At 53.8% G+C, this 11,973-nt stretch carries 14 protein-coding genes; 8 read left to right on the forward strand and 6 right to left on the reverse strand.

Translation table 11 applies throughout. The features are described from left to right. Positions 1-186: 186 nt before the first annotated feature. From V1587_RS03030 to V1587_RS03050, 5 genes are all read right to left on the reverse strand, one after another. Complete coding sequence (locus V1587_RS03030; protein ID WP_023326394.1) at positions 187-1,566, reverse strand: carbohydrate porin; 1,380 nt, start codon at positions 1,564-1,566, stop codon at positions 187-189. Between the two features lie 138 nt (positions 1,567-1,704). Further along, a complete protein-coding gene (locus V1587_RS03035; RefSeq protein ID WP_028015653.1) occupies positions 1,705-2,007 on the reverse strand; it encodes a PTS lactose/cellobiose transporter subunit IIA in 303 nt (100 codons plus the stop codon). After that, positions 2,007-3,389 (reverse strand): glycoside hydrolase family 1 protein, encoded by a 1,383-nt coding sequence (locus tag V1587_RS03040; RefSeq protein ID WP_371899066.1) that lies wholly within the window; start codon positions 3,387-3,389, stop codon positions 2,007-2,009. The genes V1587_RS03035 and V1587_RS03040 overlap by 1 nt, the downstream gene beginning before the upstream one ends. A 17-nt stretch (positions 3,390-3,406) precedes the next feature. Continuing rightward, positions 3,407-4,735: a PTS sugar transporter subunit IIC gene (locus V1587_RS03045; RefSeq protein ID WP_111967629.1), complete on the reverse strand. Its 1,329-nt coding sequence runs from the start codon at positions 4,733-4,735 to the stop codon at positions 3,407-3,409. An 11-nt stretch (positions 4,736-4,746) separates the two neighbouring features. Next, entirely contained in the window at positions 4,747-5,061 is a 315-nt protein-coding gene (locus V1587_RS03050) for a PTS sugar transporter subunit IIB (protein WP_032644367.1), read from the reverse strand. A gap of 293 nt (positions 5,062-5,354) precedes the next feature. On the opposite strand from V1587_RS03050, the gene V1587_RS03055 reads away from it, so the two are divergent. Next, positions 5,355-6,305, forward strand: a complete 951-nt coding sequence (locus V1587_RS03055; protein WP_371899067.1) for a LacI family DNA-binding transcriptional regulator — start codon at positions 5,355-5,357, stop codon at positions 6,303-6,305. Between the two features lie 48 nt (positions 6,306-6,353). On the opposite strand, the gene V1587_RS03060 is transcribed toward V1587_RS03055, so the two are convergent. Further along, positions 6,354-6,650 (reverse strand): YicS family protein, encoded by a 297-nt coding sequence (locus tag V1587_RS03060; RefSeq protein WP_395314502.1) that lies wholly within the window; start codon positions 6,648-6,650, stop codon positions 6,354-6,356. A gap of 141 nt (positions 6,651-6,791) precedes the next feature. On the opposite strand from V1587_RS03060, the gene V1587_RS03065 reads away from it, so the two are divergent. The 7 genes from V1587_RS03065 to V1587_RS03095 all read left to right on the forward strand — a co-directional run bounded on the left by V1587_RS03065 (position 6,792) and on the right by V1587_RS03095 (position 11,959). Beyond that, on the forward strand, positions 6,792-7,211 hold the full coding sequence (locus V1587_RS03065; protein WP_371899068.1) for a GNAT family N-acetyltransferase: 420 nt from the start codon (positions 6,792-6,794) through the stop codon (positions 7,209-7,211). Positions 7,212-7,358: 147 nt separating this feature from the next. Beyond that, positions 7,359-8,159 (forward strand): lipoprotein NlpA, encoded by an 801-nt coding sequence (gene nlpA / locus V1587_RS03070; protein WP_023309849.1) that lies wholly within the window; start codon positions 7,359-7,361, stop codon positions 8,157-8,159. 123 nt (positions 8,160-8,282) lie between these two features. Further along, positions 8,283-9,062: an MBL fold metallo-hydrolase gene (locus V1587_RS03075; RefSeq protein ID WP_371899069.1), complete on the forward strand. Its 780-nt coding sequence runs from the start codon at positions 8,283-8,285 to the stop codon at positions 9,060-9,062. 26 nt (positions 9,063-9,088) lie between these two features. Next, on the forward strand, positions 9,089-10,042 hold the full coding sequence (locus V1587_RS03080) for a GlxA family transcriptional regulator (protein ID WP_371899070.1): 954 nt from the start codon (positions 9,089-9,091) through the stop codon (positions 10,040-10,042). 112 nt (positions 10,043-10,154) lie between these two features. Further along, positions 10,155-10,403, forward strand: a complete 249-nt coding sequence (locus V1587_RS03085) for a hypothetical protein (protein ID WP_371899071.1) — start codon at positions 10,155-10,157, stop codon at positions 10,401-10,403. Between the two features lie 251 nt (positions 10,404-10,654). After that, positions 10,655-11,110, forward strand: a complete 456-nt coding sequence (locus V1587_RS03090; RefSeq protein WP_371899072.1) for a hypothetical protein — start codon at positions 10,655-10,657, stop codon at positions 11,108-11,110. A 618-nt stretch (positions 11,111-11,728) separates the two neighbouring features. Next, positions 11,729-11,959, forward strand: coding sequence for a hypothetical protein (locus V1587_RS03095; protein WP_371899073.1), 231 nt, complete (start codon positions 11,729-11,731; stop codon positions 11,957-11,959). Positions 11,960-11,973: the final 14 nt, after the last annotated feature.

Consider the following 11,973-nt stretch of genomic DNA (forward strand, 5'->3'; position numbering starts at 1 on the left):
TTTCTCCCCTGCTATGTTGATTTTTTTCTAGCATAACATGGGATCTTGCCGGGTGGCGCTACGCTTACCCGGCCTACAAAACCTTGTAGGGTGCGGCCTGATGCCCTTACCCCGGCCCTTTCCCATGGGGAGAGGGAGCAAACACTAAAAACGGCAACTCTCGTTGCCGTTTTGCTTCTATCTTGCTTAGAACCACGCCTCCCACATCGCGCCGACGTTGAAGTCGTCGAGCGTCTCGTCTTTGGTGTTGTTCACGCGCGCGGTGCGTGCGTTATCCACTTTGCCGCCGGTCACGTAGAAGCGCAGCATCGGACGGAACTCCGGCCCCATGGCGATAGACATGTTCTGCGACAGGGTCAGCTTCCAGCCCTTGTTGTCGCCGCCGTTGTCGTAGTCAACGTGCTGCCAGCCTGCTTCCAGCCAGGTGGAGTGAACGTCGTTCCACCAGTGCATCGGGCGCACGATGGCGTTGTAGTTCTTACGGTTGTCGGTCTTATCGCGGCTGTTGTCGTAGTCGTGGAAGGCGAGGATGTACTCCACCTGCGTGGCTTGGGTGAATTTATACAGCCCTTCGAAGCTGGCGTAGACCGTGGTCAGATCCTCGGTTTTGTTGAACACGCTGTTGTCCGAGTTATCGGAGTAGCGTGCAATCACCTTGTTCACGCCGCTGTCGTTGGTGTGGCTCAGCACCACGCCACCCTGCCAGGCGTTCAGACGCTCGTCGCTTTCCACCGCTTTAGAGTCAAAGCCGTAGTTGGCGTACAGCTCCAGATCCAGCGGACCGAGCTTCATGCCGTGGATTTTAGACGTCGCGGCGTAGTTGCCTTTGTCGCCCGTACCGGAACCGCCGGTGCAGGTTATGCGCGACGGGTTCGCTTCGTCTTCCATCACTTCCGGGCTACAGGATTCCACCGCCGCCACGGCGGCGACGTCAAACTGCACGCCGCCAATGTCGAAGTTCTTCACCCCGGCGCCCTGGCCGTCGTGGTTCATCCAGAAGTAATCGTTGATGCCCTGCTGCGGACGCTGGTGGAAGTCACGACCGGCCCAGAAGTAGGCGTTCGGGTTGGAGGCCATAATGTTGGTCACCCCGGCGTAGGCCTTTTTCAGGTTAACTTCGTCGCCCCAGTGGTCGATCATCACGTTGATGTCCCAGATGGCGCCGTTTTCGCCCTTGAAGGCTTTAGAGAGCTGGAACTCGCCGCCGTTGCCTTCGTTACCCAGACGACCGATCGCGGACGCGCCGTTGTAGGAGCCATCGACAGCCACGTATTTCTGATCGGCGGCCTGGAAGTGCGCGCCGTAGCGGGCATAGCCGGTAAATTTAATCCCGAACGGGATCGCCATGTCCGGGGATTGCGCCGCGCTTTGCGGCTCGGTCACCACGTCCGCTTTTTTCGCGACGGCGGCATCCATTTTGGCCTGACGCTCGGCCAGGGCTTTATCCACCGCTTTGGCTACAATGGCGTCAATTTGCTCCTGCGTAAATTCTTGTGCGAGCACGGAAATTGGGCAAAGCGCGGCGATAACCGCCATAGTTAATGGAAGTTTTTTAATCGTATTCATGGTTATCTCAATATAGTTTAATTTTATTCAGACAATAACCATCCCGCTCCGATCTGACAGAATATGTCGCTATCATCAGAACAAGTGGATTTCTAGTTTTAGGTACAGAGGTATTACATTAAGTTATTTCGCCATAGGCTATCTCTGATATAAATGAATAATTTCTTCAGACAATTCACGCGCTAATAGCGAATTCATTAAATGATCCTGCGCGTGCACCATAATTAAGGTCATCGGCTGGCGGGCTTCGCCCGCGTCCTGCTCGATCAGTTTGGTCTGCATCTTGTGCGCCTGGCGCGCGTAGCCGTCGGCTTCGCGCAGCAGGCTTTTGGCTTCGTCGATGTTGCCCTGGCGCGCCGCGTGCAGCGCCTCAAAGCACAGGCTGCGGGACTGGCCGGCATTGACGATAATTTCCATTACGGCTTCTTCTAATACGATCATCACAATGACTCTCTTTCAAAGCTATTATTCAGCGCGGTAGCGGCAAACCACTCTCCGCTTTTTTTAATGGTGCGCTGCTGCGTCTTTAAATCGAGCTGGATAAATCCGTAGCGATTTTTATAGGCATTGCACCACGACCAGTTATCTATAAACGTCCACATATGGTAGCCAAGACAATTACACCCTTCGCTAATGCCTTTATGCAGCCAGGTTAAATGCTCAGAAATAAACTCAATGCGGTATTGATCGTTAATCTGGCCATTTTCAATAAAGCGCTGCTCGTCTTCGACGCCCATTCCGTTTTCAGAAATAAAGCAGCGGGGGTTGCCGTAATTGTCGCGCAGGTTAATCAGAATATCGTAGATACCTGGCGCGTAGATTTCCCAGCCGCGGTAGGGGTTCATCTTGCGGCCCGGCATCTCGTAGCTATCAAAGAACCATTCCGGCATAAACGGCGCCTGCGGGTTCACCGCGCTGTCGCGGCACTTCACGCGACGCGGCTGATAGTAGTTAATGCCGAGCAGGTCGATTTTCCCTTCCGCAATCAGGAATCCGTCTTCCGGTTTACAGGCGGGCAACTGATCGCAGGATTTCAGCAGCGCCACCAGGTCGGCCGGATACTCCCCGCGCAGGACCGGGTCAAGGAAGCTGCGGTTAAACATCAGGTCCGCAACGTGCGCCGCCTTCACGTCAGCCGGGTTCTGCGAGCGCGGATACGACGGCGTCAGGTTGAGCACGATGCCGATCTCCCCCGCGTAATGCCCGGCGCGGTAGGACTGAACCGCCTTCGCATGCGCCAGCACCGTGTGATACGCCACGGTGGCCGCCCGGCGGAAATCCACCACGTTCGGATAGTGGAAGTCGTACAGATAACCGCCTTCCACCGGCACGATCGGCTCGTTGAAGGTAAACCAGTGCAGCACGCGGTCGCCGAACAGCTCGAAGCAAATCTGCGCATAGCGGGCGTACGCGTCCACCACGTCACGGTTTTCCCAGCCGCCTATCTCCTGCATCGCCATCGGCATGTCGAAATGGAACAGGGTGATGAACGGCGTGATGCCCTGTTCATTCAGTTCATCAATGACCTGATTATAAAAATCGACCGCGTCCGGGTTCACTTCACCGATACCGTCGGGGATCAGGCGCGCCCAGCTAATCGAGGTGCGAAAGCTGTTGTGGTTCAGCTGTTTCAACAGCTGAATGTCCGTTTTCCAGTGCTGATAAAACGTGGAGGTCTGCTGCGGCCCTACCCCGTTGTGAAAACGGTTCGGCTCGCGGGCAAACCAGTAATCCCACGTGGTTTCACCCTCTCTTGCCCCTTCCGTCTGGAGAGCGGAGCTTGCGCTGCCCCACCAGAAGTTATCGGGAAATGCGTATTTCATGACCCTTCCTCTTTGACTTAATTGCTTGTGGCTTCAGCGGCACCCACGGTTGCAGCCTGGGCTTTCTGCTCTTCGTTTTTAATCAACGTACGCTCATAGGCGCGCAGGAACGGCAGGTACATCAGCGCGGACATCACCATGCAGACCAGGCACATCACCACCGGGCTCAGCGCCCAGTTCGCCGCCCACGAGGCGCCAATCGGTGCAGGGGTAGTCCACGGAGTTAACGAGACGACCTGCGCCAGCCAGCCGAGCTTCGTGGCGCCGTACGCCAGGCAGGCGTTGATCAGCGGAACGCACACGAACGGGATAAACAGCATCGGGTTCATGATGATCGGCGCGCCGAACAGAATCGGCTCGTTGATGTTAAAGAAGCTTGGCACCACGCCCATTTTGCCGATGGTGCGCAGGTGGGTAACGCGGCTGCGTAGCAGCAGGAACGCCAGCGGCAGGGTGGAACCGACGCCGCCAATCAGCAGATAGTGATCCCAGAAGCCCTGCAGGTAAACGTGCGGCAGCGCAGCGCCGGCCGCCAGTGCCGCCTGGTTTGCCGAGAGGTTGGCCATCCAGAACGGGTTCATGATGCCGGTAACAATCAGCGAGCCGTGGATACCCGCGAACCAGAAGATCTGGCACAGCAGCACGGAGAGCAGAATGGCGGGCAGGGAGTCAGACGCGGACACCAGCGGCTCCAGCAGGTGCATGATCGCCTGCGGGATAATCATCCCGGTTTGCGCTTCAATGAACAGGTTCAGCGGGTGCAGGGTACCGATGACCACCATCACCGGGATCAGGATCTCGAACGAACGCGCCACGCCGGTGGGCACTTCTTTCGGCAGGCGAATGGTCACGTTGTTCTGCTTCAGCCACGCGTAAACGCGGGTGGCGTAGATCGCGGTAATCAGAGCGGTGAAGATACCCTGACCGGAGAGATACTGGGTCGAGATTTTGCCGTCGGCATACGGCGCGGCGACCAGCAGGAAGGCCATAAAGGCCAGCAGGCCGGACATCACCGGGTCGAGGTTAAACTGACGCCCCAGGCTCGCCCCAATCCCTACCGAGATGAAAAAGGTCATCACGCCCATGCTGAGGTTAAACGGCAGCATCAGCTGTTCGCGGTAGGTCTGGGAGAAATCCAGCCAGCCGCGGGCGAAGCTGTTGGTGGTATCCGCCGAGAACGGCGGGAAGATGAACACCAGCATAAACGAGCCGATGATCATAAACGGCAGCGCGGCGGTAAAGCCGTCGCGGATGGCAATCACATACTTTTGCTGACCGAGCTTCGCGGCCAGCGGGGTAATTGACTGCTCAATCACCGCGACCATGGATTGATATAACGAACTCATGTGAACACCTTTTAGTGTGCCGCTTCGATGAGCGACAGAGCATAGTCCAGTACTTTATCGCCACGCTGCATGCCGTAGTCCATCATGTCGATGGGCTGCACCGGAATGCCATGCGTCGCCGCCTTGTCTGAGAGTGTCTGTAACATGTATTTCACTTGCGGTCCGAGAAGGACAACCTGGTATTGCGGAAACTGCGTATCAAATTCGGAAACGCCGTACGCATCAATCTTCACCGGCAAACCACGTTCTTTCGCGACATCGACCATTTTGCTGACCAGCAGGCTGGTGGACATCCCGGCAGAGCAGCACAGCATAATCTTGAACATCGACAACCATCCTCTAAATGTAAAAAGTTATTGCGAGGATGATTGGACATGATACGGAAACCGGTTTCCATTTATAAAAAGCAGAACTGTGATACCCATCAAGATCCAATACTTATGAGGCTAATTAACCGGATGTGTGTCACATAATTTGACTGTTTTGACATCATTTTGAGTGGAAACGGAAAATCGGTTTCCATGGAAAACGGAAACGGATATACTCCGTTCTGGCTATAATGTGAGCCGAAGCGGTCATGGAATTTGCAGGCGCGAGGTAAGCCTGCCAGGGGAAAAAGATGTCGACAATCAATGATGTATCACGTCTTGCCGGGGTGTCTAAAGCCACGGTATCGCGAGTGTTGAGCGGGTCGCGTGGCGTAAAGGAAGCCAGCCGTCAGGCCGTACTGAAAGCGGTGGATGAGCTGAACTACCGGCCTAACGTGATTGCCCAGTCGCTGCTGAGCCAGTCGACGGGCTGTATCGGGGTCATTTGCGCGCAGGAAAACATTAACCAGACCACCGGCTATCTCTACGCGCTGGAAAAACAGCTCAGCCAGCATCAAAAACACCTCCTGCTGCGCTTCGCGCACAGCAAAGCGGAAGTGATGCACGCCCTTGAAGAACTCTCCTGCGGGCTTTGCGATGATATCCTGGTGATTGGCGCCCGTTTCCCGCTGGACGTGGATATGGAAAACGTCATTCTGGTGGACTGTATGGAGTCTGATAATTCCAACAGCATCCAGTTCGATCACGCCTTTGCCGCCGAAACCGCCTGCAACTACCTCACCAGCCAGGGGCGTCGACAGATTGCGCTGATCTACCCCCACGGCAGCGGTTTTGCCGACCAGGTGCTGCTCGGCTACAAGCACGCGCTGGAGAAAAATTTCCTGCCCTTTAATCGCAACCTGGTCTTTATGGACGCGACCTCCTCCTCCGTTGCGCTCCAGGAGCTGCTTAATAACGCCAGCACGCTGAACTTCAACGCGCTGCTGGTGGCGGACGAGCAGGAAGCCCAGCGGGTGATCCCGCAGCTGCAGGCGTTTAATAAATCCGTGCCTGAGGACATTATGGTCTTCAGCCTTGCCGGTTCGCTGCACCTGCCGGGTATTCCGGTGATCCCGGCGATTGAATATTCCATGGACGCCATGGCGGCACGCATTGTGGGCTGGCTGACGGAGAAAACGCAGATGCTCGGGTCCTATGTTCTGCGCGGGGATTTGATTATTCCGGATGTGCGTAAGCGTTAAAAATATTTTGTAGGCCGGGTAAGCGCAGCGCCACCCGGCAAGCAGCATTCAATAATCTTCCAGACAATCAACCTGACCAACAGCCGCCCAGTAGGCGTCCAGGTTGTCGCGCTTCACGGCGGTAATGGCATTTTTGATCAGCAGCTGATTGGCCTCAGACGACAAAATCAACTCCTGCCAGGCCTTATCGCTCTGCTTTTTCTGTGGCGTACAGGTTTTCTTTATATCTTTCAGAACCTGCTGCTTAATCTGCGCTTCTTTCGCCGGATCCTCCTTTTCCTGAGCATGGACAAACGCGGCGAAGAGCAGACAAACCAGCAGGCAGACCAGGTGCGCAGCTTTCATCAACAACCCCCATTAGAAGTCACAGGCTTCCCATGAAATATATCGTTACATTCAGTGTAGCGACGCCAGCCGAAAGTATGAATTTTCTCCGTAAAGTATCTGTGAGATAGTCAAATAGCACACAAAAACAGGGAGAACGCCATGCAACTGAGCATTACCAATACGGTTACGCAGCAGGAAAAAGAAGAGTTATTCGTGGGGCTGCGTGCCTTCAACGCGCAATTTTTGGATATGGCGACCTTTAGCGGCGATATTGGCGTTTATGTGCGTGACGAAAATGGCGTGATGCTAGGCGGGTTAATCGGCGTGCGTAAAGGCGACTGGCTAAATATCGACTATCTCTGGGTGAGCGACACCGTACGGGGAACTGGCGTCGGCAACCAGATCATCAAAACGGCTGAAGATGAAGCCAGGCGCAAAGGCTGCAAGCACGCGCTGGTCGATACCGCCAGCTTCCAGGCGCGTCCCTTCTATGAAAAGCAGGGGTATCAGCTGCAGATGTCTTTGCAGGATTATCCGTACCCGGGCATGCAGCGACATTACCTGGCGAAAGCCCTTTAAGCTCTGAATCCGCAGGCCGGGTAAGCGCAGCGTCACCCGGCCATACCCGCATATAACCGATCCTTCTTATTGATTCTTTTTCGGTTTTTATTTCCCCGTCTCGTTGTCGATATAGTCACTACAACATTCAGCAAAAGGAACTGTCTTGTGAAACGTCGATTGGGTGCTCTGGTACTGGCTGGCCTGCTGCTGGCAGGGTGCGATCAAAGTGGCAGCGATGCCAAACATATTAAAGTCGGCGTCATCAACGGCGCCGAACAGGACGTAGCGGAAGTCGCCAAAAAGGTGGCAAAAGAGAAATATGGCCTGGACGTGGAGCTGGTGGGCTTCAGCGGCTCGCTGTTACCCAACGATGCCACCAACCAGGGGGAACTGGATGCCAACGTCTTCCAGCATCGCCCGTTCCTCGCTGAGGATAACAAGGCGCATAACTACAAGCTGGTGGCCGTGGCGAACACCTTTGTTTTCCCGATGGCCGGCTATTCCCGCAAAATCAAATCCGTGTCTGACCTGAAGGACGGCGCAACCATTGCCATTCCAAACGATCCGACCAACCTGGGACGCGCGCTGCTTCTGTTGCAAAAAGAGAAGCTCATCACCCTGAAGCCAGATACCGGGCTGCTGCCGACGGCGCTGGATATTACCGCCAACCCTAAGCAGCTGAAAATTATGGAGCTGGAAGGGGCGCAGCTGCCGCGCGTGCTGGACGACCCGAAAGTAGATGTCGCCATCATCAGCACCACCTATATTCAGCAAACCGGGCTGTCGCCGGTGCATGACAGCGTCTTTATCGAAGACAAAAACTCGCCGTACGTGAACATCGTGGTGACGCGCGAAGACAACAAAGACGCGGAGAACGTGAAGGAGTTTATCCAGTCGTATCAGTCCCCTGAAGTAGCGAAAGCGGCGGAGACGATATTTAACGGCGGGGCGGTGCCTGGCTGGTAAATGACCTGACGGAAAACGGGGTTGCTTAAAATGGCCCGATTCCATCGGTAATCGCCCTTTAACCCACAGCGCCAATTGCGACGGCTGGCTATCCTCCTTATCACACCAACCGGAGGATAGCCCATGAACATTACCCACATTCGCAACGCCACCCAGCTGATTTCCTACGCCGGAAAACGTCTTTTAATCGACCCGATGCTTGCCCCGAAGGGGGCTTACCCGGGCTTTCCCGGCACGGCGTATGCCGAACGCCGTAACCCGACGGTCGAGCTTCCCGTTGACGTCAACACGCTGCTGGACGCCGACGCGGTGATCGTCACCCATACCCATGACGATCACTGGGATCGCGCCGCGGCAGAGCTGATCGCTAAAGACAAACCGATCTACGTGCAAAACGATCGTGACGCCGCGCTGCTGCGCAGCCAGGGGTTTAGCAACCTGACGATCATGACCGACGCGACCTTCTTCGGCGATATTCAGATTACGAAAACCCACGGCGGGCAGCACGGGACCGATCGCGCTTACGCCGTGCCGGAGCTGGCGGAGCGGCTGGGCGAGGCCTGTGGCGTGGTGCTGCGTCATCCTGATGAGAAGACGCTTTATCTTGCCGGGGATACCGTCTGGCGTGACGAGGTGGCGGCCGATCTGCAAAAGCACCAGCCGGATGTGGTGGTGCTGAACGCCGGGTATGCCCACGTCATTGGTTTTGGGCCCATTATTATGGGGCAGGAGGATGTGCTCAACGTCCATTTCCTGCTGCCGCAGGCTAAAATTGTGGCGAGCCATATGGAGGCGATTAACCACTGCCTGTTGACCCGCAGCGCGCTGCGTGAATACGTTGAAGCCAATCAGGTGAGTGACGCAGTGAGCATTCCCCAGGATGGCGAAACCGTTATATTCTGAGTGCGTTAAAGGGAAAGGAGAGACAGATGTCGCTAATCAACGTCGCGATTGTCGCGGTAGACGGGTTCAGCCCGTTCCACTACTCCGTTCCCTGCATTCTGTTTGGTGATTCGGTCTGCGGCGAAAAGCGCTTTAACGTGACGATCTGCGCCGAAAAGCCGGGTTTTCTCACCTCAAAAGACGGATTTTCCCTCAACGCCACGCAGGACTTTACCGCCATTGGTCAGGCCGATATTGTCGTCGTTCCCTACTGGCAGCACGTCCTTGAACGCCCGCCTCAGACGCTGCTCGACAGCCTGCTGCAGGCGAGAGACTACGGCGCGGAAATCGTAGGGCTATGTCTGGGGTCGTTTGTGCTGGCTTATGCTGGGCTCCTCGACGGCAAACGTGCTGCCACCCACTGGGAGTTCGAACATCAATTCCAGTCGCTCTTCCCGAACGTTCAGCTGGATATTAATGCCCTTTACGTGGATGACGGCCATATCATCACTTCAGCCGGAACCGCCGCTGCGCTGGACTGCTGCCTGTATATCATTCGCCAGCGCTTTGGCAGCGTGGTCGCCAACCAGATTGCCCGTCGGATGATTGTTCCGCCCCACCGTGAGGGCGGTCAGGCGCAGTTCATCGCCCAGCCGGTACCCAAAGATACCCGCGACGGACGCATTAACTGCCTGATCGACTATCTTCAGCAGCACATCACCGAACCGCATAGTCTGGACTCGCTGGCAGAGGTCGTTTCGATGAGCCGCCGCACCCTGACCCGCCATTTTGTTAACGCTACGGGGATGAGCGTCGCCGACTGGCTGACCGCCGAACGCCTGCGGCGCAGCCAGATCCTGCTTGAAGCCGGAAGTATGCCGATTGAGCGCGTGGCCGAGCTGGTGGGATTTAATTCCGCCGTCACCTGGCGACAGCAGTTTAAGGCGCGATTTGGGGTGAGCCCTGCGGAATGGCGAAAGACGTTTCGTCTGCAGAACTAGCGTGAAGGTTCTGTAATAACGACAGGTGAAGAAATTTGAGCATTCAGGAACCTACAGTAGCTACTGGTTACAGTTCTTCACCGGTTTGCCGCATGCAGACAGAGGAAAAATAATGATTACTACAAGGGTAAAATTATTGTTGTTACTGGCCGCTGTTTGGATAGCAGGAATATTTGCCACGCTTTTATTTGGACGTTTGTTGATTGCCATGGTCTGCTTCTTTTTCATCGGACAATTTGATTTTCCAATGAGCGATCTAGTTGAAGCGACTACCCTTGCCATTAGTGGTGGGATCCTTATTGGAGGAATACAGTGCATTATGGCGAAGGAAAAGGGCCGATCCGAAGACCCTCCCCGGTAAGTTGGGTATGAAAAGATTGGCTACCCCAGCCTCTACACTCTCGGTTGCAGGCAACAATACCGGTGAGGTGATGAATGATGCCAACCAGACGATAGCGTGAGCCCAGGAGAATAAGGAAGAGCATATAGCGGAAGAAGAAAATGTCTAATGTACTAAGTCTCAACCAAACAAACCTGATGCCGATAATATACTTTCTTATCTGTCGAAGAATAGATAGGTATATTGGATGAGGCGGCAAAAGGACTCATGACATGATTTATGTGTTATTAGGAATTGCACTTTTCGCTTTTGTAGTTGGAACGGTGGTGTTTTTTCGCTTTAGCAAAGTGACGGGAAGAAGCGTCCAGTCACCTTTTACCTCGATGTTTTTCTTTGATGCGCTCTTTTTTGGGCTGGGCAGTAAGCGAGACATGAATATCGCAGCATGTTCATTTATAGTTTTTTTACTAAGTGTATGGGGATTAACTTATATAAAATTAAACGCACATTTTTGGGGCAGTCGCGAAAGTTATTTTGGTTTTGGGATCGCCGGGATTTTATTTCTGATTATGCATTGTCGCTATTGCGCAAAAAATGTTGTTATCAAAAATGATGGGCTTGCACCTATGAGAGAATTGACCAGTATCCGGTTGTCCGGCCTTACTAGCCCCTTTTTATGGTTAAGTCGGGCCGGTTATCTGGGTTTCTTTATCGGAATGATACGTTGAAGCGAAATGTTGAGAATGTGGATAAAGAGAGAGCCTGAATCTGTACGATGGTCTGAACGCCGCTGTCAGGTTGGTTGGTGCCGTCGCTGGCCTGGTCCGGAAGGCGTATCTGTTGGGGGTATGAGAGGTTCACTGTGGGAATAGTTTTTCGGCAATGACGATAAAGATGAGATAAAAAAATGACAAAAAATAAACCTACTATCGGCAGGCTATTGTTCAGCATTGCTTACTTGTTTGTTTGCTGCATGGTATTTTTCTCTTTGGCCCTGATTTTCGTTAAATTCATCATCAGCCATGAAGTGGTTTTTGACAGGTTAGATATGATACAGGTCGCTACTGTAAGTGCTGTGGCAGGAACCGCAGCAGCCGTCAGATCGTGGTTATATGCAATACTCGACGAGCGAAAGATGCGTAGAAAATCTTCCGAGTAGTTGTCAAAATGGTGACAATTTTTATGGTGAGACTAAGGCATTTGGTTCAGAGGCATGGACAGCAACGGGTACGTACAGGAGTCTCTAATGGGTTAATGCCAATAAGCGCTCAAGAGAAAGCCAAAGCATCTCGACGTACTGCCAAACGAATATCAATATTACGAAAAGGATTGTGGTAGTTATAGAAATGATGATTAATCCGCGACTAAAACTTTTCTTATTACTGGTATTACTCTGGATGTCAGGCCTCTTTATTACTATGGCTACAGGACGTCTGCTAATTGCAGCGGCCTCGTATCTCTTCCTTAATGATTTTGATTTCAAGTGGAGCGACTTGATTACTGCGCTCAAAATCTCTGTAGGCGCAGGGGTCATCATTGGAGGGGGGCAGTCCCTGCAGGTGAAAGAGATAAAATGAAAATTTCATTTTAC

It is taken from the genome of Enterobacter sp. ECC-249 (assembly GCF_043965265.1).
GTDB lineage: Bacteria > Pseudomonadota > Gammaproteobacteria > Enterobacterales > Enterobacteriaceae > Enterobacter > Enterobacter quasiroggenkampii.